This is a genomic window from Pedobacter terrestris (genome assembly GCF_052343045.1).
GTDB lineage: Bacteria > Bacteroidota > Bacteroidia > Sphingobacteriales > Sphingobacteriaceae > Pedobacter.
This window is the reverse complement of the sequence record NZ_CP180264.1, coordinates 4640709-4666223: the sequence shown is the minus strand read 5'-3', so window position 1 is coordinate 4666223 and position 25515 is coordinate 4640709. Positions and strand designations below refer to the sequence as shown.

The window sequence follows — 25515 nt, the reverse complement described above, 5'->3', positions numbered from 1 at the left end:
CGGTTTTAGATTAACATTATTTAACCTTGAGCACTTGTCCCAGTTTAATTCCGTCATCTGTTATGCCGTTCAGCATTTTCAATTCATCTACAGATAAATTAAATCTTTTGGATATATTGTATAACGTGTCGCCTTTCACCACGGTATAAGTGCCGTCTGCAAGAATAGGTTGAGCACCTGGCGGCGGTGTAGTTACAGGTGTAAATTTCTTTTTTTCCTGAGGGATATTTTGATTAATCTGTGTAAATACGCGGTCTTCGCGAGCAAGCTTTTGCTTTTCGTTTTCAGACTGATCGTACTGATAAAGTTCATATTTCTCAATCATATTGATCAGCATTTCTGGATAGCGAGGGTTGGTTGCGTAACCAGCATCTTTTAAACCGCGGGCCCAGCTTTTGTAATCATTTTTATCCAGTTGAAAAAGCGGGCTATAACGCTTACGCTTTAAAAATTCAGAGTGGTCTTTGAAAGATTCGCGCGCATCTTTATATACTCTAAAACAATCATTTTTTTGATCGTCATCTTTAAAGTAGTTTTTACCTCTCCAGTCTGATGTACATTTTATACCGAAGTGATTATTTGCATATTTGGCCAGATCACTGTTCCCGCTTCCGGATTCTAAAATGCCCTGTGCCAGCGTAATACTTGCAGGAATACCGTAGGCATTCATTTCCTCTATCGCTACCGCTTTAAATTCATCAATATAACTGAGCGTATTGTAGCTTTTATAGCTGTTGTTGTTGGCTTTGTTCGAAGCTTTTTCTATCTGCTTATTGTTTTTAGCATATTTACGTGTAGAGCAGGCGCTGAAAATAATTGCAATAAAGGCTAAATAGAGGAATTTTAATTTCATTATATGGATTGTGGTGTGGCGGTTAATATCTTAGCTTTTGGCCAATCTTTAAATTGGATTTTTTAAGGCCGTTTTTTTGCATAAGGGCTTTTATAGTCGTTTTTTTCTTTTTGGCAATGGCGCCCAGATTGTCGCCAGATTTTACAATGTAAATTCTGGATGACGAACGTTTTTTATGTTTAACCGGCGCTTTGTAAACCGGTTCTTTGTAATCTTCCGGACGTTCATCAAACTGGTACAAGTCATATTTTTTTACAATAGCGATTACCTGATTTGCCCAGGTTCTGCTCTGTGCATATCCTGAACGTTGAATTCCTCTCGCCCAACCTTGATAATCATACTGATCGTATTTTTCAAAAAGGTTATTAAATGGAGCGCGGGTTTCCATAATTTCTACAAAGTGACTATAAGATTCATCGGCGTTAGAATAATCGCGATAGGCAGACTTAATTTCTTCATTGTTGTTTGGGCCTTTTACACCAAAATGGTTGTTCAGATGCTGGGCAATACGGCTGTTGCCAGCGGCAGATTCATGTATGGCAACGGCCAGGATAATGCTTGCCGGGATTTTATGATCGTGCATCAATTCTTGTGCATAATCCACATGTTCTTCAATATAATCTTCGGTGTCTTGTGCTTTAGCAACAATTGTGGTAAAGAGAACGAGGCAAAAAGTTAATAGTTTTTTCATGTATTTTTTTGTTGTTATCACTGCATTTTACATGCAATGAAGGTTTGTTAATGTTTTCTAATCACAAACAATCCATCTCTAACGGGAAGTATCAATTTTTCTACCCGTTCATCCGCAGCGATCTTATCATTAAAATTAGTTATATTCTTGGTGTCTTTATCTTGTTGGTTATGAAGTACTTTTCCACTCCACAGTACATTATCCACAATGATAATTCCTCCGGGGCGTACACGATCGAAGATCAGATCGTAATAAGTGCCGTTGTTTTTCTTATCTGCATCAATAAAGACCAGATCAAAAGATTCATTTAATTCTTGTATTGTTTTTGTGGCATCGCCAAGGATGTAATTAATCTGCGCATTATATGGCGATTCTTCAAAATATCCGCGCACCATGTCTTCAAGTTCAACATTAATATCCAGCGTGTATAAAAGGCCATCTTTTGTCAAACCTTCTGCTAGGCACAAGGTGGCATAACCTGTAAAGGTGCCCACTTCCAGTATTCTTTTTGGCGAAATCATTTTGCTCAGAAAGCTCAAAACTCTGCCTTGGTAATGGCCGGAAAGCATTCTGGGCATCAATACTTTTAGATTTGTTTCGCGATCAATCCGTTGCAGCAGTTTGCTTTCTGGTGCACAGTATTGCAATAAAAGGTGTTGTAAATCTTCGTTTATCAGGCTCATGTATTCGGTTATAAACGGTTGCTTTCCATAAAATATTGTAAAATAATTGTCGCCGCAATCGTATCGACGCGGTCTTTATCTCTGCGGTCTGATTTTTTAAGTCCGCTTTGCATTATGGTTTGCTGCGCCATTTTAGAAGTAAAGCGTTCGTCTGTCCAATGTTGTGGAATAGACGGAAAAGCTTTTTTCAACAAAGTTGAAAAACCTTTTACATGTTGTTTAGAGTCTGAGTCTGTTCCGTCCATTTGTTTTGGATCGCCGAGTACAAAAGCCTCTACCTCTTCTGTCAGCATATATTTTTTGAGGTATTCAATCGCATCTTTAGGGTGCACGGTATCCAGTCCGGTTGCAATAATCTGCAAAGGATCAGTCACGGCAATGCCGATGCGTTTTGTACCATAATCGAAGGCAAGTATTCGGGCCATATTTGTACTAATGGAGCGGCGTTTTGTGTATTGCGGCAAAAGCGCATTTCAATTTTCAAAAAACCAAAGGTAGGGTTTTTTGAAAAAATGGTTTTGTATTTTATGTAAAGCCCTTTTGGTCAGTTTTTTAACGTTGGTTTGTTTCCTCGAAAAACTAATTTGATGCTTAAAGAAGAGAAGCGATTTTTGTTAACGGCAAAAAGCCAGTGCGTATACCGATCGTCAAATCTGGAAAGGGATATCCCGATTCTCACATCTATTTCTTATTTTGCACCAAATGCAATTTAAAAACATCATCGGGCAGGAAAAGATTAAGCAACATTTGGTTCAAACTGTAAAGGAGAACAGGATTAGTCATGCACAGCTTTTTTTATCGCCGGTTGGTTCGGGTGCTTTAGCGCTGGCAATTGCTTATGCTCAGTATATTAATTGTTTGGAACGTGATGGAGACGACAGTTGCGGGCAGTGTGCCAGCTGCAGAAAATATGAACGTTACATTCATCCCGATCTACATTTCTCTTATCCGTTTTTTGCCTCTGCAAGTGTAAAAACCGCAGTTGATGTCTTGGAAGACTGGCGCAATATGCTTGTACAGGATCCTTATTTTGATATGGATATATGGCGCTCTAAATTAGATGCAGCAAACAAACAGGCCAATATTAATATTGCAGAATGCCACGATATTATAAAGAAACTTAGCTTTAAAGCTTTTGAAGCAGGCACTAAAGTGTTGATCATGTGGCTGCCAGAGTATTTGGATAAGGCCGGCAATGCGCTATTAAAACTGATAGAAGAACCGCCTGCAAATACTTTGTTTATTTTGGTTGCACAGAGCCAGGATCAGATTTTGAGTACCATTTTGTCGCGTACACAAATTGTGAAAATTCCGAAGCTTAGTAGCGAAGAAGTATCTGGTTTTCTTTTAGAGCACAGCGGACTTACAGAGCATCAGGCTATTGATTATGCTTTTCTGGCCGATGGAAATTTAATTGAAGCTAAGGCATTGGCTGCAGACAGCCAAACCGATAGTTCCGGAACTTTTACCAGCTGGCTGCGCATGGGTTTTGGAAATAAAGTGCCGGATTTAATTGATTTTACTGACGATATGGCCAAATGGGGACGAGAAAATCAAAAGAATTTTTTACGTTACGGCATTAATTATTTAAGAGAATGTTGCCTCATTTTAAGTGGCGCAGAAGCACTGGTAAAACTGCCTCCACTTACATTAGAAACGGCAAAAAAGCTTAGTTCGCACGTGCTTTCATTGCCGATGGCAGAAGCCATTATTGCCGAGTTAGAAAAGGCTCATTATCATATAGAACGGAATGCGAATCCAAAAATTCTGTTTTTAGATGTATCTTTACAATTGGTAAAAATTATCAAGTTTAAAACGCTCCCTTCGGGGACTCAATATATATACAATTAGTTATGGGATGTGGAAGTTGTTCTACGGGAGGTGGTTGCACCCCCAAAGGATGCAAAAGTAATGGCTCATGTGGCACCAGTGGGTGCTCAACAATGGAAGTTCACGATTGGCTATCCAACCTGGATATGCCCTCTAGTTATAAACCTTTTCAGGTTACCGAAATAAAATTTAAAGGTTCTCGTAAAGAATTTTTTGTCAACAGCGATAATGTCTATCTGGAAATTGGCGAGCTTGTAGCTGTAGAAGGCCCAACGGGCGGTTATGATGTTGGTCACGTTTCGCTTACCGGAGAATTGGTTCGCGTACAGATGAAGCGCAGAAAAACAACGCTTGATCAGGTGACCAAGAAAATCTACCGTAAAGCAACAGAAGCCGATGTAGAAAAATGGAACGCTGCGAAAGAAATGGAATGGGAAACCATGCATAAGGCGCGTAAATTGGCGCTGGATCTGCGCTTGTCTATGAAAATTAGCGATGTAGATTATCAGGCAGATAAGACTAAAGCGACATTTTTCTATACAGCGGACGGTCGTGTAGATTTTAGGGAACTGATTAAAAAAATGGCCGAAACTTTCCGCATTAGGATTGAAATGAGGCAAATTGGTATGCGGCAGGAAGCCGGACGTTTAGGCGGAATTGGTTCTTGTGGCCGCGAACTTTGTTGTTCTACCTGGCTTACCAATTTTAAAACCGTTTCTACAGCTGCGGCCAGATATCAGAATTTATCCCTTAACACATTAAAGCTTGCCGGCCAGTGCGGAAAGTTGAAATGTTGTTTAAACTATGAATTGGATACCTATTTGGATGCTTTAAAAGATATTCCAGATCGTATCGACAATTTAGATACAGAAATTGGTTATGCCCGTCACCAAAAAACGGATATTTTCAAAAAAGTAATGTGGTTCAGTTATCCGAATGATGAAAACTGGATTCCGGTATCTGCAGCGCGCGTAAAGGAAATCATGGCCTTAAATAAACAAGGCAAAAAGGTTCCGAATTTAAGAGAAGAAGCTATTCAGGTTGCGGCACCAGTTGTGGTCGAAAAATCTTTCGATTACGAAAATGTAGTTGGACAAGACAGTTTAACCCGTTTGGATGAACGCTCTAGAAACAGAAATAAAAACCAGAAAGGGAATAACCGCAATCAAAATCAAAACCGTAGAGAGCGTACGCCAGGTACGGAACGCAATCAACCGGTTCAAAATAAAGGGCCACAAAATGCACAACAGAAGCCGCAACAGTCGGCTCCCAAGCAGCAATCGCCTAAGCAACAAAATCCGAATCAGCAAAAAGCCCAACAGGCAAATGCACCTAAAAAGCAACAAACAAATCAGCCAAAACCACAGCGGCCGGTAGATAAACCACAAGGCCAGCAAAATGCCGCTGCAAAACCTGTGGTTAAGGCCGAAAATGCTGCTGGAACAATAGACGGCCCAAAAGGCGAACCAAATAAAAATCGCAACAGGAACAACAGAAGAAAGAACAATAACCGGAAAAACAATAGCAATGACGCTGAACCGAAACCTTCTGCAGAATAAAAGATTTTCTTTTGTTAACTTTTTTTTGATTGTGGTTGCTTTTTTTTCCAGCTGCACCACAAATGTTGTAGACACAAATTCAGAGATTCCTGAACGTAAATGGACGTACAGGAATCATATTGTAACAACTTTTGATATTGCCGATGACACTAAACCGTACAATGTTTTTTTCAAACTGAGGCATACAGCAGATTATCGCTACGCCAATATCTTTGTATTGATTCATTTTAAAGACGGCAAAAATACCCTAACTAAACGGTATCAATACAAATTGGCAAAAAATGATGGTGAATGGTTGGGAAGCGGATCAGGTAATATATTTAATTATACTTTGCCCGTGTTAACCAATTACCATTTTCCCCATAAAGGTAAGTTTAGCATTGAAATTGAACAAAATATGCGCGATAATCCACTTGCTGAAATTTGTGATGCTGGATTCCTAATTGAACAGGCAAAATAATCAACACATGGTTTAACAATGCTTTGTGAATATTCTTTGTGATCCAATGATGTATCGACTAGCTAATTGATCATCTATAAGACGTTTTTCTTTTTATTTATCAATTATAGTCGATTCACCCAATTTTTCGGAGTAGAGCGGAAAGCAGGACTGGCGATAATTTTAGCGCAGAAACCTGCTCTTCTAATTTTAAAGGTATTGCAACAGATTTTCCAGTTTCATACCGCGCGATCCTTTAAGCAATATTAAATGATCTTCAATCTGCTTTTTTTGCAAATAATCTGCCGCCTCTGCTGGTGTTGCGAAATAGACGGCGTCAATTTGATCTTTTAAAGCATAAAAGTATTGGCCAATCAAAATCACTTCGTCTAAACCGCTTTCTTGTGCCTGTTTGGCAATAAGCTGATGCTGAGGGGCAGATTCTGGTCCAAGCTCAAACATATCTCCCAGAATGGCCGTTTTACGGTTTGCAGATAAGGTTGAAATGTTATTTAGTGCAGCGGCCATGCTGCTTGGATTGGCGTTGTAAAAATCGCAGATTACTGTATTGTGTGCGGTTTTTGTCAGTTGAGAACGATTGTTGTTGGGCTGGTAATTTTGAAGTCCAAGGTTTATAGCTTCAGTTTCCATATCAAAAAAATCGCCTATGCAAATAGCGGCCAACACATTCTCGAAATTATAACTTCCCGTAAGATTTGTTTTTGCTGTTGAGAATTGATCGTGATTGGTCCAGTTGATCTCTATAAATGGATCGCTTTTCTGCAACGTTCCCTGTATGGCATTGCCTAGCTCTGTGCCATAATAAATAATTTTATTAAGGCCGGCAGCTTCGCTCATTTCGAGTAAATGCGCGTTATCCCGATTCACAAAAGTATAACCTTGTGTATTTTTTAAGTATGTATATAGCTCTGCTTTTCCCTTTTTTACGCCTTCAAATCCGCCAAAGCCGTCCAGATGTGCCATGCCTACATTTGTAATAATTCCATGAGTTGGTTGTGCAATGGTGCAGAGCAATTCAATTTCTTTTTGGTGGTTTGCGCCCATTTCAATAACGGCGATTTCTACGTCAGATTGAATAGACAAAATTGACAGAGGCACGCCAATGTGATTATTTAGATTGCCTGCAGTTGCAAAAGTTTTAAATTTTTGGCTCAATACCGCATTAATCAACTCTTTGCTGGTGGTTTTTCCATTGCTTCCGGTAAGCCCGACAACCGGAATTGAAAGTTGTTTTCGGTGGTGCCTGGCCAGATCTTGTAAAGCCGTTAACGAATCGTTTACCAATAGAAACTGTTTTCCCGTTGCATATTGCGCGTTATCAACTACAGCAAAAGCGGCTCCGTTGTCTATCGCTTGTTGTGCAAATTTATTGGCGTCGAAATTGTCACCTTTTAATGCAAAGAAAATAGTTCCGTGGCCGATGTTTCTGGTATCGGTAGATACGGATGGGTTTTTAAGGTAAAATTGGTAAAGTTCTTCGGTCGTGATCATGGGCCTGGTAAAAATTATGCTGTAAAATTAAGCTTTAGCAACAAGAAAAAACAAAATTACTACATTAGTTAAAATTATTGTTTTTATGAAGAAAATGTTTGTGCTGTGGCTGCTAAGTGTAATTTCTATACACTTGCTAAGTGCCCAGGTTAAAAATCCGGACGAGTTTTTGGGATACGAACTGGGAACACATTTTACGCCTCATCATAAAGTAGCAGAATATTTTAGGCTAGTTGCACAGGCTTCTCCAAAAAACATAAAGTTAATAGAGTATGGTAAAAGCAATGAAGGAAGGCCTTTATTGGTTGCTATTGTATCTTCTGAAGATAACATTTCAAAGCTTGAACAAATTAGAGCGAACAACCTTAAACTCACCACAACTTCTGCTGCATTGGTAAATTTAGCTGCGCAGCCTGCAATTTTGTGGTTAAGCTATAACGTTCATGGTAATGAGGCAAATTCTACAGAAACAGCAATGAAAATGCTATTCACATTGGCAACCGGAAAAAATCCAGAAGTTAAAGAATGGTTAAAGAATACGATTGTGGCAATAGATCCATGTCTAAATCCAGATGGAAGAGATCGTTATGTAAATTACTATAATAGCGTTGCTGGGACGAAACCAAATCCAGATCCATATTCCAGAGAGCATATTGAACCTTGGCCAGGTGGACGCGCAAATCATTATTATTTCGATTTAAACCGGGATTGGGCGTGGCAAACACAATTGGAAAGCCAGCAGCGTTTAGCGCTTTACAATATGTGGATGCCACAGGTTCATGTAGATTTTCATGAACAGGGCTACGATCAGCCATATTATTTCGCACCTGCAGCAGAGCCGATTCATCAGGATATAACGCCGTGGCAGCGAGAATTTCAGATCACGGTCGGGAAAAATAACGCAAAGTATTTTGATGAACAGGGATGGAAATATTTTACAAAGGAACGCTTCGATTTGCTTTATCCATCTTATGGCGATACCTATCCACTATACAACGGCGCTATTGGAATGACGTATGAGCAGGGCGGCATCCGGGCAGGTTTATCGGTAATAACAAGCGATGGCGATACCTTAACGTTGAAAGATCGTATCGCGCATCATTTTACCACCGGCATGTCTACATTAGAGGTGGTGTCTGCAAATCACAATAAGTTGTTAGAAAAATATAAAGCCTACTTTCAACAATCTTTTACTCAGCCGCCAGGTGCATACAGAACATTTGTAATTAAAGCCGGTAATTTATCCAGATTAAAAAAGCTCACAGAATTGCTAAGCAAAAATAAAATTGAATTTGGTTTTGGCGGAGAGAAAACTGCAAAAGGCTACGATTACAATTCGAAAAAAGAGGAAACTTTTACGCTGAGTCGAAATGATTTGATTGTAAATATGCAGCAATCTAAAGCTGTGTTGGCTAATGTTTTGCTTGAACCACAAACGATTGTAACCGATTCTAACACGTATGATATTACCGCCTGGTCGCTTCCGTATGTTTATGGCTTAAAGGCTTATGCCAGTAAAGAAAGTTTAAACGGAAAGTATCGCGAATTGGAAGAACCTAAAGGAATTTCTTCTGAATTAGCAAAGCCGCTTGCCTGGTTATTTAATTGGGGCGGAACTGAAGATATTATGCTTCTAATTGCTTTGCAGAAGGAAAATATCAAAGTTAGACAAGCAGATCAGCCATTTTCTGTTGGCGGAAAAGATTATGCTGCAGGAACGCTTATTGTATTGCGCGCAGAAAATGAGCGTAGCGTTAGAGGATTGAAAGAGAAAATTATTTCGGTCACAAATTATTTTCAAAAGCCAATTCTGGCCACGGGCAGCGGTTTTGTAGAAAAAGGAAAAGATTTCGGTTCTAATGTTTATCCGCTTTTAAAGCAACCTAAGGTTGCGGTGGTGTCTGGAAATGAAGTATCTTCACTCGCTTTTGGTGAGGTTTGGTTTTTTCTGGAGCACGATTTAGGCTTAAATCCATCTATTATTGCTGCACGGGATATTAACAATCTTGATATTACGAAAATCAATACACTTATTCTACCCGATGGCTCTTATAGCAATTTCATTGGCGAAGGCCTTTCTACATGGATCAATAAAGGAGGCAAATTGATTCTAATGGAAGATGCGATTGAATCTGTTTTAGAGAAGAAAGGTTTTGATATTAAGAGGAAAGAAGAACCTGTAAAAAAGGAAGAAAAAGCGAGTGTAAGCACTTTGCTTTTTAAAGATAAAGATAAAGACGATTATGATTATTCCATTCCTGGAGCAATTTATAGCATTAATCTGGATGCCTCCCATCCTTTTGCGTATGGGATAGGCAAAACCTATTATTCGCTTAAAACAGATCGTAAAATTTATGAGCCTTTTAGCAAAGGCTGGAATGTTGGTACCGTAAATGAGAAAAGTTTAATGGCCGGTGTAGTGGGCAAAAAAGTGCGCGAAGAATTAAAAACTGGTTTATTAATCGGTGTGCAAGATTTTGGTCGTGGGCAGGTTGTCTATCTAGCAAACGATCCATTGTTCCGTAACTTTTGGGAGAATGGTAAGACGCTTTTCGGCAATATTGTTTTTTGTAATTACTGAGTATAAACCAATAAAAGAAATAAATTTTAAAGGGTTTTGCTGTAAACCACAAATAAGGTGTTCTATTTGTCTTTATTTCTACGATATTTAAATGTTTATTCTTGTTCACGTCTGGAGATTTACTGCCCCCAATTCATTACTATTTGTTCAAACCAGTCGTTCTTCCTTATAGATTTTATTTAAGTCGCTATCTAAGGATGTTCTCGAAAATTTAACAGTTCTTTAACTAAAATTTTACATTTTTTAAGAATAAAATAAAATTTAGTAAGTCGTTTTTTTAGAATCCATGTTGGTTTGGTGTAAATAGTGGTTTTTGAGGTTTTCGTTTTGTGATATGACAGTTAAAACTGCAGAAGTGTATTTTTAACTATACGTTATTATTCCTAAATAGATGATTTGGTGTAATTCTATTACGTCTTATTTCGCGGTTAATTTTATAAAAATACGTAGTTGGCATATATTGCTGTAATATTTTATTAAAACTAACTAGTGAAAATCTATGAAAAAACTACTACAAATCATGTTCGTTTTGTCGTGCATCACAGCCTCAGCTTATGCTCAAAACCGAACGGTTACTGGTACCGTAACTTCGCAGGCAGACAAGCTTGCATTGCCCGGTGTAAGTGTCAAAGTGGTTGGCAAAACCGGAGGTACATCAACAGGTCCTGATGGCAAATTTTCAATCATTGTACCACCGGGAGCTACCAGTTTGGAGTTCTCTTCAATTGGGTATACTACTCAGGTAAAAACATTAGGACAATCTAACGTTATTACTGTAGCTCTTGCCGAAGATGCACAGGCTTTAGGTGAAGTTGTTGTGACGGCATTGGGTATTGAGCGTAAGAAAAGCGAATTAAGTTACGCTGCGCAAGAAGTAAAAGGAACAGACCTGACGCGTACAAGCGACAACAATTTTGTGAATGGGCTATCTGGTAAAGTGGCAGGCCTAGAAATTAAACAGTCTAACACGATGGGCGGCTCAACTAATGTCGTTATGCGCGGTACAAAGTCATTAACGGGTAACAATCAGGCGCTTTTTGTTGTAGACGGTGTGCCAGTAAGTAATGCAAACACGAACACCTCTGATCAAACAACTGGAAGAGGTGGTTATGATTACGGTAGTGCGGCTGCAGATATCAACCCTGATGATATCGAATCTGTGAACGTTTTAAAAGGAGCAGCAGCTACAGCACTTTACGGATCGCGTGCCGCAAACGGTGTAATTATGATTACGACCAAAAAAGGTAGAAGGAATTCTTTGGGTATCACCATTAACAGCGGTCTCACTTTCGGAAACATAGATAAAAGTACTTTTGCAAAATATCAAAATGAATATGGTGCAGGTTATGTTAACCAATATAGCAGAACTGGTTATCCATCTCCAGATGGGAATTTTTGGTATAATGATGTTTTTGGTAATGGATTAAGCGATGTAACTCCATTTACGGAGGATGCCTCTTATGGAGCGGCATTTGATCCAAACAGATTGGTATATCAATGGAGTGCATTCGATCCAACTTCTCCTACTTATGGCATTGCAACACCTTGGGTGGCTGCACCAAATGATCCGAGTACTTTTTATAAAACTGCTGTAACGTCATTACAAAGTATCAATATTGTTGGCGGAAGTGATAAAACTACTTTTAAGGCGGGTTATTCAAGAAGTGATGAAAGTGGTGTATTGCCAAACAGTAAGATTGGTAAAAACTTGTTTAATTTCGGAGCGGATCATGAGATTACCAAAAATTTAAATTTAAGTGCCAATGCAAATTTCTCACAAATCGTAGGTTTAGGAAGATACGGAACAGGTTATGACGGGTTAAATGTAAACCAGCAATTCAGACAATGGTGGCAAACCAATGTGGACGTTCAGGAGCTTAAAACCGCTTATGAGAGAACAGGCAACAACACAACCTGGAATTGGTCGGATATTTCGGCAACCAGCCCGATATATTCAAATAATCCATATTGGACCAGGTATGAAAATTATGAAAATGATACAAGAAACAGGTATTTTGGTAATGTTGCCTTAACCTGGAAACTTTTAGAATGGTTAGATTTTTTAGGAAGAGTAAGTTATGATGGTTCAAACGAATTTCAAGAAGAACGTTTGGCTATAGGCGGGGCAGATTTGGCTTCGTATTCAAGATACAACAGAACTTATTCTGAAACGAATTTTGATTTGATTGCCAATTTCAACAAGAAAATTTCAAACGATATTAGTTTTAAAGGCTTGTTGGGAACAAATCTGCGTAGAGGTAACGAATCTTCTATACTCGCTGCTACCAACGGTGGGTTGATTGCCGAAGGTTTATATTCATTATCGAATTCCGTAAATCCGATACTCGCGCCTACAGAAACGTATAGCAGAACAGCAATTGACGGTATTTTTGCAAGTGCAAATTTTGGATATAAAGAATTGGTATTTGTTGAAGGAACGATTCGCCGCGATGTATCTACAACGTTGCCGGCTGATAATAATACCTTTTATTATCCATCTATTGCGGGCAGCTTCCTGTTTTCAAACTTATTGAAAGAGTCCACGTGGTTAAGTTATGGTAAGGCAAGACTAAACTATGCAGAAGTAGGTAGTAGTGGTTCAGCTTTACAGGTGTATCAGACGTACGTATTGAACACAGGTTTTAATGGCAATAGTCTTGCGTCTGTAAGAAGTATTTTAAATAACGCGAACCTCAGACCAGAACGCACTAAAAGTATTGAGGCCGGTTTAGAAATGAATTTCTTTAAATCGCGTATTGGTTTTGATTTCAGTTATTACCGTTCAAATTCAATAGATCAGATTATGGCAGTTGATGTTTCTACAACAACCGGATTTGGTCAGATGTTTGTAAATGCGGGTACGGTAAGAAATCAAGGGATAGAGATTTCTGCTTTTTTTGTACCCGTTCAGAATGCCAATTTCTCCTGGCGCATGAACATTAATTTTGCCCGGAACAGAAATAAAGTAATTGAGCTTTATGAAGGCACTGAAAACTTGCAGCTGGCTTCATTTCAAGGAGGTGTAACATTAAATGCAACAGTTGGGCAACCATTTGGAACATTAAGAGGTGTAGGTTTTCAATATGACGCAAATGGAAATAAAATTGTTGGAGACGACGGTTACTATGCATTAACAGATGCAAATCAAGTTATTGGTAATGTAAACCCCGATTGGACCGGCGGCATTCAAAACAATTTTAAATACAAAAATATAGGGCTGAGTTTTCTGGTAGATATACGCAAAGGTGGAAGTATATTTTCGCTCGATCAGTACTATGGACAAGCTACCGGCCTTTATCCAGAATCTGCTGGTTTGAACGATTTGGGTAATCCGCAGAGGCTTCCAATTAGTCAGGGAGGCGGTGTTGTTTTGCCAGGCGTTACTGCAGATGGAAGCCCCAATACTGTACGGGTAGAGGCATATGATAACTCGGTTACACCTTACGGATATTCAAATAATCCACAAGAAGCTTTCGTTTACGATTCTGGCTACATCAAACTTAGAGAGGCAGCTTTAACTTTTTCTTTTCCTAAAAAATGGTTGGGTGATGAAAAAGTTTTAAAAGGAGTAGACGTATCATTGGTTGGACGAAATTTATGGATCATTCATAAAAACGTTCCCTATTCTGATCCTGAAGCAGGTTTGAGCTCCGGAAACATACAGGGTTATCAAAGTGGCGCCTATCCTTCTGTAAGAACACTAGGTTTTAACTTCAAATTCAGGTTCTAACCATTAATTAAGCTAATAATCATGAAAAAAATATTCATTTATATATTGCCAGTGATGCTGTTGGCATCCTGTGCGAAGAATCTTGGAGAATACAATATCGATCAGAAAAATCCCGTAACAGTTTCAGCTGCATCGCTTTTTTCCAATGCATTAAAATCCTTGACAGACAATCAAACCACACCCAGTGTTAACATCAACGTATTCCGTTTCTGGACGCAACAGTGGGCAGCTACAACTTATCAGGATGAGCCGAGGTACAATATTACTACGCGAAATATCCCATTAAATTATTGGACGCCAATGTATCGTGAAGTTTTAATGGATCTAAAAGAGAGCAAAACAATTACAGAAGCAGATGCAACGCTCACCTCAGCGGTAAAAAATAATAGAGTTGCATTAACTGAAATTACTTCCGTGTATACCTGGTCCATTTTGGTAAACACTTGGGGAGACATTCCGTATAGCGAAGCGCTTAGTGATGTAAACAGGCCTGTTTACGATCGGGCTGCAGATATCTATGCCGATCTTTTTCGCCGGCTTGATGCTGCTATTGCACTGCTAACCATTGGAAATAGCAGTTTTGATTCGGCTGATTTATTATATAATGGAGATAACGCTGCATGGATTAAGTTTGCAAATAGCTTGAAACTTAAGTTGGCTATAACCGTTGCGGATGTAGACCCTGCAACTGCACAGGCAGAAATTCTAGCTGCATACTCCGGAGCATTTACCAGTAATGCAGACAATGCTGTGTTTGCGTACCAAACCGCAACGCCTAACAATAACCCAATTTCGACCAACTTAAATTCGCTTTATACCAGCAGACAAGATTATGTTGCCGGAGCTACAATTATTGATAAAATGAATGCACTTAATGATCCCCGTAGGTCATTTTATTTTACAGAAGCTGCTTCAGGAGGATATGTTGGCGGAAATGCGGGTTCTAATAATCTTTTCGCAGATTTATCGCATGTTAGCGACATGATTATCGCTCCCGATTTTGAAGCAATCTTGCTTGATTATTCGGAGGTTGAGTTTATTCTGGCGGAAGCCGCAGAACGTTGGGGAATTGCCGGATCTGCCGCAGAGCATTATACAAATGCAATCACCGCCTCTATTGAATATTGGGGCGGAACTGCTGCGCAAGCAACAATTTATTTGGCACAGACAGGAGTTGCATATGCTACCGCCACAGGAAATTATAAGCAAAAAATCGGTGAACAAAAATACCTGGCGCTTTATAATCGCGGTTATGATTCGTGGATTGAATACAGGCGCTTAGATTACCCAGTACTTGTGCCCGCTGCACAAGCTGTAAGTGTTTTCCCGCTGCGTTTAACTTATCCTACAAGTGAGCGCACGCTAAACCAACAAAACGTTGAAAGTGCCTCTGTTTCAATTGGTGGAGATGGAGTTGGTACGAAGATTTTTTGGGATCTATTCTAATTTAGAAGGTTTTAATTTTTCATAAGCCGGTCGAAGACCGGCTTTTTTTGCCTGCTTTGATTTGCAAGTTACTGGACTTCAAAAAATAAAAGCTGCCTTTGGTTGGGATTTGTTGCGAAATTTGGATTAGAGAACGTTCAGCCGTCTTGCTCAATGTAACGGTGCTTCTCTTCTTAATTTTGTTTTCGTTCAGATATTGTAAGCATCACAATCTTGAAAAATTCCTCTTTGCCTGGTTTGTTCTTAGTGTATCGATATTGTTGTTGCTAATTTGTTGATCTTTTTCTGTTTTTTCTGGTCGATTGCCTATGGTTACTTTAAATAGTGTATAAATTTTTTATTTTTTTTTCTTAAATGTCAGGTCTGGCTTTCATTTTATAACAATATTATGCTTTTTTAATACGTATTGGGCATTGTATTCCCTGTTGAAGTATACACTAACTGTTGTGATTTTGGTTTTTTGTATTATTAATAATGCTTTAGCAGAATGTTTTTGTGTGTTTTTGCGTATTAATTACTTACGCTGGTTGTCGTATGATTTCATTTAAATGAGTAGTTGAAGTATATTGCATATTCATTAATTAAAACTAACTACCTAAATCTATGAAAAAACTACTACAAAGTTTGTTCATTTTGTTGTGCTTTACAGCCTCGGCATATGCCCAAAATCGAACAATAACAGGTACGGTAACTTCGCAGGCAGACAATCTCCCATTGCCAGGTGTAAGTGTAAAAATTGTTGGAAAAACCGGAGGAACATCTACAGGATCTGACGGAAAATTTTCAATAGTTGTACCAGAAGGATCTACCAGTCTGGAATTTTCTTCAATCGGCTTTGCCGCTCAGGTGAAACCAATTGGCCAATCTAATGTAATTAATGTCTCACTTATGGATGATGCAAAAGCATTAGGAGAAGTTGTGGTAACTGCACTCGGAATTCAAAGAAACCGGAATGAGGTTGCCTATGCTGCCCAAACGCTGGATGGTGCGGCGGTGAGTGAAAACAGATCTCCAAATTTGGGTAGCAGTTTATCTGGCAAAGTTTCAGGTTTGGAAATTCGCCAGAATAATACCATGGGGGGATCTACCAATATCGTTGTTAGGGGCGTTAAGTCTATTACGGGTAACAATCAGGCACTTTTTGTAATTGATGGTGTTCCAGTGGCCAACACAAATATGAATACATCAGGACAAACGAGTGGTGCCGGAGGTTATGATTATGGAAATCCGGCTTCGGATATTAATCCTGATGATGTAGAGAATATTACCGTGCTTAAAGGTGCGGCCGCTTCTGCACTTTACGGATCAAGAGGAAGTAATGGCGTGATCTTAATCACAACTAAAAAAGGAAAATCGGGGCTAAATATCACAGTAAATGCTGGAGTAACATATTCTCGTATCGATAAATCAACTTTTCCGAAATATCAGAAACAATACGGCGGAGGTTACGGACCATATTACGGACCGGATGAAGATGCCTATTTCAATTCTGCAGATATTAACGGAGATGGAATTTTAGATTTGGTGGCGCCATTAACGGAAGATGCTTCGTATGGTGCAAAATTTGATCCTAGCCTTCTGGTTTATCAATGGGATGCATTTGATCCTTCGTCGCCAAATTACAGAAAAGCAACGCCTTGGGTTGCAGGTGCAAATGATCCAACTACATTTTTTGAAAGTCCGGTTTCCAATAATCAGAGCATTATTTTAACCAATAGCTACGATAAAGGAACGTATAAAATCGGCTTTAACCGAGATGATCAAAATGGGATTTTACCCAACTCCCATATTCAAAAAAATGTATTCAATTTCGGCGCTACCTATAATATTACCGACAAACTTACCGTAGGCGCAGACGTCAATTACTTCAATATTGATGGTAAAGGGCGTTATGGTACAGGTTATAATGGAAATGGTGTATACAATCCGGCAACCAATTTCAGGCAATGGTGGCAAAACAATGTGGATGTGAAAGAGCTGGAGCAAGCTTATCTTAGAACAGGAAAAAATGTAACCTGGAACTGGTCTGATCTTACAGGAACAAAGCCAATTTACTGGGACAATCCATATTTCGCCAGGTATGAAAATTATGAAACAGATACCCGTAATCGGTATTTGGGAAACGTAAATCTGAATTACAAAGTTACACCGTGGTTAAATTTAATGGGTAGATACTCTCTGGATACATATAACCAGCTTCAGGAAGAAAGACAGGCAATTGGCAGTTTGGATGTTCCACTCTATTCCAAATATCTTGAAGATTACAAAGAGTCGAATGTAGATTTCTTGGCCAATTTTGATCGGAACATTTCAACGGACTTAAATTTTAAAGGTCTTTTGGGTTTAAACATCAGAAAGCAAAGAACACAATCTACATACGCCATTACGAACGGCGGTTTGGGTGTTCCGGGAATTTATTCTTTAAGCAATTCTGCAAGCCCGATTGAAGCACCGGTTGAACAGGATTTGAATCGCGAGGTGCATGGTGTATTTGCAGGTGCTTCCTTTACGTATAAGAACATGCTTACTTTGGACGGAACCATTCGTAGAGATGTTTCTTCTACCCTGCCGGATGGCAATAACGTATATTATTATCCTTCGGTGTCTCTTGGATATACGTTTTCTGAGATGCTTAAAGATTATAAGTGGTTGTCTTATGCAAAACTTCGGGCAAATTATGCAGAAGTTGGTTCTGATGCACCGATATACAGCTTGATGGATACGTATACATTGATCACCCCAATAGGCGGAAGATCTCAGACTTCTGCACCATTGATTAAAAACAACCCTAATCTAAAGCCAGAAAGAACAAAAAGTAAAGAGATTGGTTTAGAAGCCTCTTTTTTAAACAACCGGTTGGGCTTAGATGTGACATACTACAACACGAAAACAGTTAATCAAATTCTTCCCGTTAGTCTTTCCACCTCAACAGGCTACAATTCTCAATACCTTAATTCTGGTAGTGTAGTGAATCAGGGTGTTGAGCTTTCCTTAAACGGTACGCCTGTGAAAACAAGCAATTTCGAATGGAAAATCAATGTAAACTGGACCAAAAACAGCAATAAAGTTACCGAGTTGTTTAAAGATGCATCAGGAAATGAAGCTCAAAATCTTTTAATCCAAAGTTTTCAGGGAGGTGTTAGTGTTAATGCAACATTAGGACAGCCATTTGGAACTATCCGCGGGAGTAATTTTGTGTATTTGAATGGAGAAAAAGTTGTGCAGGCAAATGGTCGCTATGCGCAATCGGCCACATCAAACGAAGTGATTGGAAATATGAACCCAGATTGGATTGGCGGTATTAATAATGCCTTTAAATTCAAGGATTTTAGTTTAAGCTTTCTTTTAGATTTCAGAAAAGGCGGAAGTGTATTTTCTTTAGACCAATATTATGGTTTGGCAACAGGTATGTATGAAGAAACAGCAGGAATTAACGACTTAGGAAACCCTTCTCGTTTACCGATCAGCCAGGGCGGCGGATTTATTAATCCAGGAGTTATGGCAGATGGTTCACCCAATACAACAAGGGTGACCAATTCTGAATTTGGATCGTACGGATATAGACGCCTTCCATCGGCAGCATTCGTTTATGATGCCAGTTTTATCAAATTGAGAGAAGTTGTTTTTGGCTATTCACTGCCTAAAACATTTGTAAGTAAGTTAGGACCAGTTAAAGGTGTTGACCTCTCTCTAATCGGAAGAAACTTGTGGATTATCCATAAAAATCTGCCGAATGCGGATCCTGAAGATGGATTAAGTTTCGGTAACGTACAAGGTTACCAGGTAGGTTCTTACCCAAGTGTTAGAAGTTTTGCCTTCAATTTAAAAGTTAGATTTTAATTCTGAATGACCATGAAAAAGATAGTATTAGCCTTAATAACCATATTGTTTGTCGGCGCATGTAAGAAAGATATTACTTCTGTAAATGTCGATCCGAAACACCCGTTAAACGTGTCCTCTATATCGTTATTCACAAATGCACAAAGACGCCTTGTGAATACAGTTTCTTCATCCAATGTAAATCTCAATATTTTTAGATTGATCGAACAACAATGGCAGGAAACAACTTATATTGATGAGAGTCAGTATGATTTACAAACCAGAACCATTCCGGATAATTTATGGAATGCATTTTACCGGGATGTGTTAAAAAACCTGGACGAATCCAAGAGAGTAGCAGCTACCGAAGGTAAATCTTCAGCCGACCTAAAAAACCAGTTGGCTATTACAGATATTCTGGAAGCTTACACCTGGTATTACGTAGTTACAACCTTCGGAGATGTTCCTTACACGGAAGCTTTGAATATTGATAATGTATTTCCTAAATATGATGACGGGTTAACAATTTTGAAAAATTTATTGACTCGCTTAGATACGGATATTGCAGATTTGAATTCGGGTTCGAATACTTTAGGTGCAGCGGATGCGATCTATGCTGGTGACGCAGCAAGCTGGAAAAAGCTGGCAAATTCACTTAAATTGAAGATCGCAATAACGCTTGCAGATGCTGATCCGGCAGCCGCTAAAACTGCAGCAGAAGCTGCCGTAACTTCGGGCGTATTTACCTATTCTTCAGGCAATCCGAATGCAGATAATGCACGTTACCCATATACTACGATTACGCCGAATACCAATCCAATCTGGGTAGATTTGGTGCAAAGTGGTAGGTTAGATTTTGTGGCAAATACAACAATCACCACGCAAATGAATACACTCGCCGACCCAAGAAGGCCATTTTATTTTACTTTAGATCCAAATGGCGGATATTCTGGTGGGAATTCTGGAGAAAGTAGCCCTTATGCCAATTTTTCTGCTCCGGCCGTTACCATCACTAAAGCCGATTTTCCTGGGGCACTTATTGACGTTGCCGAAGTGCAATTTTTACTGGCAGAAGCTGCAGAACGTGGTTATAGCGTTGGCGGTAGTGCTGCTACTTTTTATAACAATGCGATAACAGCTTCAATTTTAGATTGGGGTGGTACTGCAGCAAGTGCTGCAACGTATCTTGCTCAAACTTCTGTTGCTTATGCAACAGCGACAGGAGGCTGGAAGCAAAAGATTGGGACGCAAAAATGGTTGGCATTATACAACCGTGGGATTGATGCCTGGGTGGAACAACGAAGATTGGATTTTCCGGCACTTGAAGATGCCACAGATGCCTTGACGGCATTCCCGGTACGATTTACCTATCCCGTTAAGGAGCAGAATGTAAACGAAGTAAACAGATCTGCTGCGGCATCAAAAATTGGAGGCGATGTTGTAACCACCAAATTATTTTGGGATAAATTTTAAAATAAGATTGAAATTTCTTTTGAAGCCGGCATACAATGCCGGCTTTTTGTTTTTTCCACACACTTATACCTCAAATTATTTGTCGTTATTAATGTTTTTGGAAATTTCATCTTCAATAAAGCAGGATTGAAATCGTCTCAGTATCCTAATTTTTGGCATTCAAAATCAAAAAAAAATACTATCGTATTTTGGCAATTTACTGTTTGAAATGTTCTTAAAATATGCCTTTAGTGTTTAAAAAAGGGCATTTTGAATTATTAGTGTATAGGAAAAAAGACAAAAATCTCATCTAAAAATTGTCATTTGAAAATCATATATAAACTTTGTTGTTAAAAAATGTTAAAAGATATTCACAAACAGCCTTATATTTAGAACCTTAAATAATACTAATCATTAACTTACTTAAATTTCATGAAAAAACTTCTACAAAGTTTGTTCGTGCTTCTGCTTGTTGCTAGTGTAGCAATGGCACAAGAGCGAACAATCACAGGTACAGTTACCTCACAGGAAGATGGTTTACCGATGCCAGGCGTGTCGGTTAGACTCAAAGGTGGCAAAAACGGCACCCAAACCGGTCCTGATGGAAAGTTCACCATTAAAGTTGCTTCCCAAACTCCAACTTTAGAATTTACTTACATAGGCTATTTTACACAGAGCCTCGCTGTGTCTGGAAATACGGCAAGCGTAAAATTAGTATCTGATTCTAAGTCCCTAACGGATGTTGTCGTAACAGGTTATGGTTCTACAACCAAAGCAAGATCAACCGGATCTACGGCTACCGTTACAGCAAAAGTATTAGAGCAAACGCCATTCACTTCTGTTGATAAGGCTTTGCAAGGCCGCGTTGCAGGTTTGCAATCGGTAGGTGCTTCTGGTCAACCGGGTGCTGCTCAGTCGATTAGAATTCGTGGTCTTGGTTCGATTTCCGGATCTTCTGATCCCTTATATGTAATTGATGGAATTCCAATCAATTCTGGTGATCTTTCAAACAATACCACTACTGCAAATGCTTTAGCAGGTATTAACCCGAACGACATCGAAAACATGACTGTGCTTAAAGATGCAGCTTCAACTGCTATCTATGGTTCTCGTGGAGCCAACGGTGTGGTTTTGATTACAACAAAAAGTGGTAAAGCGGGTAAAACGAAAATTAGATTGGATGCAGAGTCAGGTTTTGTAAAACCAGGAACTTTCAACGATACAACACGTCCGTTAACTACTGAGGAGAATATTACTTTGATCGGAGAGGGTTTATTAAACAGACCTGATCTAGTTACTGCATACGGCTTAACGCCAGCGAATGTTAGAGATTTCATCATTTCTCCTGATGGTTTTGAGATCAACCCTAATCAAAACACCAATTGGTACGATGAAGTAACCAGAACAGGAAAGCAGCAAAGTTATAACCTGTCTGCTGATGGTGGAAATGATAAAACTCAATTTCACTTTGGTGGAGGTTATTTTACTCAGGATGCGACAGTGCAACGTTCTAAATTTGATCGTTACTCAGCAAACTTGAATTTGAAACATAAGCTTGACGAAAAATTATCTTTCGGTGTAAACCTTTTGCTTTCTACCTCAAGAACTAAGTCTTTATTAAATGGCGGTGCTTTCGGTAACCCGGTATTGAGTTCACTATTTATCATGCCAGATCTACCTGCAAGAAATGCAGATGGTTCACCAAATATTTCGGGTGGTTTAGCTCCGGGAGCTGGATTATTTAATCCACTTGCGATTATTGATCTTGACAACGGAACCAACAATACTCAAAAAGCAATTACGTCGTTTTCTGCGGAATATAAATTACTTCCGAATTTAAAATTCTCTACTAAGTACGGTATTGACTATAATAACATAGAAGAGTCTTCTTATAACAATCCAACTTATGGTGATGGACGTAGTGTAGGTGGTAGAACTTACCGTAATTATACCCGTTATTTCAATTGGGTTTGGACCAACTTGGTGGACTACCATGTAGACTTAGATGCCAATAAAGATTTCACTGCAAATGTGAAAGCAGGTTATGAGGCTCAGAAGTCTAACTACTATTCTATAGGTGTTGCAGCATATAATGTTCCTTTGAATACAAATTATCAGGTTCCTAGCGTTGGTGCTACACCAATTTCAACTACTGGTACTGATCAGGTATATACATTCGGATCATTGTTAGCATTAGGAGATATCTCATACAAAAACCGATATGTTGTTTCAGGTAGTTTCAGACGCGATGCATCATCAAAGTTTGGTGTCGATAACCTATATGGAAATTTCTGGTCTGTAGGTGGTACATGGAATGCAGAGCAGGAAGATTTTATTAAAGATCTTAACTGGTTAAGTCAATTTAAAGTACGTGCTTCATATGGTATTACAGGTAATGCTGGTACAGCATACAATGCTTGGAGAACTTTATATGGTTTAACAAGAACAGGTTACAACTTCGTATATAATGGTGCTATCGGTAGCGGGCCAACTCAGTATGGAGTGAGCAGCCTAACTTGGGAAAAAACAAAAAGTTTTGATGTTGGTACTGATCTTGGTTTCTTCAAAAACCGTTTAACAGCATCTTTCGATTATTACAATCGTCAGTCATCAAGCTTGCTTTTGCCTGTTAACGTATCTTATACTACAGGTTTCTCTAGTTATACCAATAATGCCGGCGGTCTTCGTAACCGTGGTATTGAGTTAACTTTGAATGGTTCACCAATAAAAACTGCAGATTTTGAATGGAGTTTGAACTTTAACATTGCGTTAAACAAAAATACTACAACTAATCTGATCGCAGACAAGCAAATTTCTAGCCCATTCATCCGTCAGGTTGGGGTTGATTACCAATCATTCTACTTACCTCAATATGCGGGTGTGAATCCAGCTAATGGTATGCCTCAATGGTATACAGATGCATCTAAAACAACTGTAACGGAAACTTACGGACAGGCGCAACGCGTATTATTAGGTAAATCTGCTGCACCAAAAGGTTTTGGTAGTTTTGGAACCACTTTAACGTATAAAGGAATTGGTTTAGATGCCTTATTCTATTATAGCTATGGAAACTGGATATATAATGGCTTTTATCAATATCAAAACAGTGGTGGCGCATACTTAGGCTCATACAACCAAAGTGCTACTGAACTTGGCCGTTGGCAAAAACCTGGAGACATCACTGATGTTCCAAAAATGGTTTATGGTTCAGGAACCAACTCATTCGCAGTATCTGATCGTATGTTGTACAAAGGTGACTTCTTGCGTTTAAGAGATGTGACCTTAAGCTATAGCCTTCCATCTGAATGGGTGAGCAAAGCGCATTTATCAACGGTACGTGTATATGCACGTGGTTCAAACCTTTTGACTTTCACAAGAGATAAAAAATTACCTTATGACCCAGAAGCTGGCGGTACGGGTGGAACAAACAACTTTGAGTTGTTCATTCCAAAAACCGTTACTTTCGGTGTGAATGTTGGATTTTAATAAGAAAAGAAATGAAAATGAATTTTAAATATATCATATATTCAGGTCTGGTGATGAGTACACTTATGGTGTCTTCATGCAAAAAAGAATTTTTTGACCAGCCGCCTGCAACTTCAATTGATGCAAAAGATGCTTTAAAAACTGAAACAGATGTATTAACGGCATTAACCGGTACATATGCAGGATTAAGGGTTTCAACACTTTATGGAAGAGCTATTCCATTGATGGGCGATTTAATGGCAGATAATGTATTTGTTTCAACGCGTAACTCTGGTCGTTACACCGGTCAGAACAACTACAACTATGTAATTAACAATGCTGATGTATTGGGTGTTTGGCAAAATGCATACATGGTTATTTTGAGAGCAAATAACATCATCAACTCTACACCGGCTGTTACGAGTCAGGCAAATGTTAATCAGTATAAAGGTGAGGCATACGCTATTCGTGCATTAATGTATTTTGAATTGGTTAAAGCCTTCGCTCGTCCTTACACAGATAACCCAGCAGGCCTTGGTGTTCCAATTGTATTGGATTTCAATATCGATGGAAAGCCACAGCGTTCAACAGTTCAACAAGTTTACGATCGCATTCAGGCAGATTTGGATCAGGCCTTTACTTTAATGACTATTACACAAAATGCATCTAGATTTAGCAAGTATTCTGCATTGGCTTTATCTGCAAAGGTAAATTTGTATAAAGGTACTGCTGCAAGCTATCAGTTGGCTTATGATCAGTCAAGATCAGTAATCACAAATTCTGGAAGAGCATTGCTTACGCTTGGTAACTTTACCAACTACTGGACAGCTGCAACGCCACAAACTTATGAAACACTTTTTGAGGTGATTTCTGATCAGATTGATAATGCTGGTTTCGATGAACTTCCATATTTCTATAACCAGTTGGGCTACGGAGATGGACTGACATCTGCTGCATTTTACAATAGTTTCTCTGCAACAGATTTAAGAAAAGGCTTGATTACTGTGGGTACAAGAGCACGTGCGGAAAACCCTGCTTATATCATAAATAAGATAAACAACATTAGTTTATACGGCGGAAAAAAAGTATTGCGTACCTCTGAAATGTATTTAATCGCGGCAGAAGCAGCCTATAATTTAGGCAGAACAACAGATGCGGTTACTAATTTGCAGACATTGGTTGCACAAAGAGATCCTTCATCAACAATTACAGAGACAGGTACAGCACTTTTCGAGCGTATCATTACCGAAAGAAGAAAAGAACTTGCTTTTGAAGGCGATCGTTTCCCTACGTTAAACAGATTAAAACGTGATATTACCGGAAGGAATGCATCAGTTGCTTCTGTACCATATACTAATTTCAGACGTGTTTTTCCAATCCCTCAGGCTGAGCAGGATAGAAATCCAATGACTCAAAATGCCGGTTGGTAATAAATTTTATGAAACCCTTCAGTTT

15 protein-coding genes are annotated in these 25515 nt (G+C 39.0%); 10 read left to right on the top strand and 5 right to left on the bottom strand.

Annotation, left to right across the window (positions count from 1 at the left end):
• Positions 1 to 16: 16 nt before the first annotated feature.
• Genes ACJVDH_RS19975 through ruvX form a run of 4 tightly spaced genes read right to left on the bottom strand, consistent with a single transcriptional unit; the run spans position 17 to position 2652 of the window.
• On the bottom strand, positions 17 to 853 hold the full coding sequence (locus tag ACJVDH_RS19975; protein ID WP_443945168.1) for a glucosaminidase domain-containing protein: 837 nt from the start codon (positions 851 to 853) through the stop codon (positions 17 to 19).
• Positions 854 to 875: 22 nt separating this feature from the next.
• Positions 876 to 1544 carry a glucosaminidase domain-containing protein gene (locus tag ACJVDH_RS19970; RefSeq protein ID WP_443945167.1) on the bottom strand — a complete coding sequence of 223 codons (669 nt, stop codon included), beginning with the start codon at positions 1542 to 1544 and terminating at the stop codon, positions 876 to 878.
• 47 nt (positions 1545 to 1591) lie between these two features.
• Positions 1592 to 2227: an O-methyltransferase gene (locus tag ACJVDH_RS19965; protein ID WP_443945166.1), complete on the bottom strand. Its 636-nt coding sequence runs from the start codon at positions 2225 to 2227 to the stop codon at positions 1592 to 1594.
• Between the two features lie 8 nt (positions 2228 to 2235).
• Positions 2236 to 2652: a Holliday junction resolvase RuvX gene (gene ruvX, locus ACJVDH_RS19960; protein ID WP_443945165.1), complete on the bottom strand. Its 417-nt coding sequence runs from the start codon at positions 2650 to 2652 to the stop codon at positions 2236 to 2238.
• Between the two features lie 277 nt (positions 2653 to 2929).
• On the opposite strand from ruvX, the gene ACJVDH_RS19955 reads away from it, so the two are divergent.
• The 3 genes from ACJVDH_RS19955 to ACJVDH_RS19945 are packed head-to-tail and all read left to right on the top strand — an operon-like array spanning position 2930 to position 6076.
• Entirely contained in the window at positions 2930 to 4078 is a 1149-nt protein-coding gene (locus ACJVDH_RS19955; protein WP_443945164.1) for a DNA polymerase III subunit, read from the top strand.
• A gap of 2 nt (positions 4079 to 4080) precedes the next feature.
• Entirely contained in the window at positions 4081 to 5616 is a 1536-nt protein-coding gene (ricT, locus tag ACJVDH_RS19950; RefSeq protein WP_443945163.1) for a regulatory iron-sulfur-containing complex subunit RicT, read from the top strand.
• Positions 5585 to 6076, top strand: a complete 492-nt coding sequence (locus tag ACJVDH_RS19945; protein WP_443945162.1) for a gliding motility lipoprotein GldH — start codon at positions 5585 to 5587, stop codon at positions 6074 to 6076. The genes ricT and ACJVDH_RS19945 overlap by 32 nt, the downstream gene beginning before the upstream one ends.
• A gap of 189 nt (positions 6077 to 6265) precedes the next feature.
• Here ACJVDH_RS19945 and ACJVDH_RS19940 read toward each other — a convergent pair whose 3' ends face one another.
• Complete coding sequence (locus tag ACJVDH_RS19940; protein ID WP_443945161.1) at positions 6266 to 7567, bottom strand: UDP-N-acetylmuramoyl-tripeptide--D-alanyl-D-alanine ligase; 1302 nt, start codon at positions 7565 to 7567, stop codon at positions 6266 to 6268.
• A gap of 85 nt (positions 7568 to 7652) precedes the next feature.
• Here ACJVDH_RS19940 and ACJVDH_RS19935 point away from each other — a divergent pair, with 85 nt between their 5' ends.
• From ACJVDH_RS19935 to ACJVDH_RS19905, 7 genes are all read left to right on the top strand, one after another.
• Positions 7653 to 10148 (top strand): M14 metallopeptidase family protein, encoded by a 2496-nt coding sequence (locus ACJVDH_RS19935; protein WP_443945160.1) that lies wholly within the window; start codon positions 7653 to 7655, stop codon positions 10146 to 10148.
• A 499-nt stretch (positions 10149 to 10647) separates the two neighbouring features.
• Positions 10648 to 13878 (top strand): SusC/RagA family TonB-linked outer membrane protein, encoded by a 3231-nt coding sequence (locus ACJVDH_RS19930; protein WP_443945159.1) that lies wholly within the window; start codon positions 10648 to 10650, stop codon positions 13876 to 13878.
• 21 nt (positions 13879 to 13899) lie between these two features.
• The gene (locus tag ACJVDH_RS19925) at positions 13900 to 15324 is read left to right on the top strand and encodes a SusD/RagB family nutrient-binding outer membrane lipoprotein (RefSeq protein WP_443945158.1); all 1425 of its coding nucleotides are present in this window, start codon (positions 13900 to 13902) and stop codon (positions 15322 to 15324) included.
• 603 nt (positions 15325 to 15927) lie between these two features.
• On the top strand, positions 15928 to 19164 hold the full coding sequence (locus ACJVDH_RS19920; RefSeq protein WP_443945157.1) for a SusC/RagA family TonB-linked outer membrane protein: 3237 nt from the start codon (positions 15928 to 15930) through the stop codon (positions 19162 to 19164).
• Between the two features lie 12 nt (positions 19165 to 19176).
• The gene (locus ACJVDH_RS19915; RefSeq protein ID WP_443945156.1) at positions 19177 to 20616 is read left to right on the top strand and encodes a SusD/RagB family nutrient-binding outer membrane lipoprotein; all 1440 of its coding nucleotides are present in this window, start codon (positions 19177 to 19179) and stop codon (positions 20614 to 20616) included.
• A 411-nt stretch (positions 20617 to 21027) separates the two neighbouring features.
• Complete coding sequence (locus tag ACJVDH_RS19910; RefSeq protein WP_443945155.1) at positions 21028 to 24081, top strand: SusC/RagA family TonB-linked outer membrane protein; 3054 nt, start codon at positions 21028 to 21030, stop codon at positions 24079 to 24081.
• 17 nt (positions 24082 to 24098) lie between these two features.
• Positions 24099 to 25490 (top strand): RagB/SusD family nutrient uptake outer membrane protein, encoded by a 1392-nt coding sequence (locus tag ACJVDH_RS19905; RefSeq protein ID WP_443945154.1) that lies wholly within the window; start codon positions 24099 to 24101, stop codon positions 25488 to 25490.
• Positions 25491 to 25515: the final 25 nt, after the last annotated feature.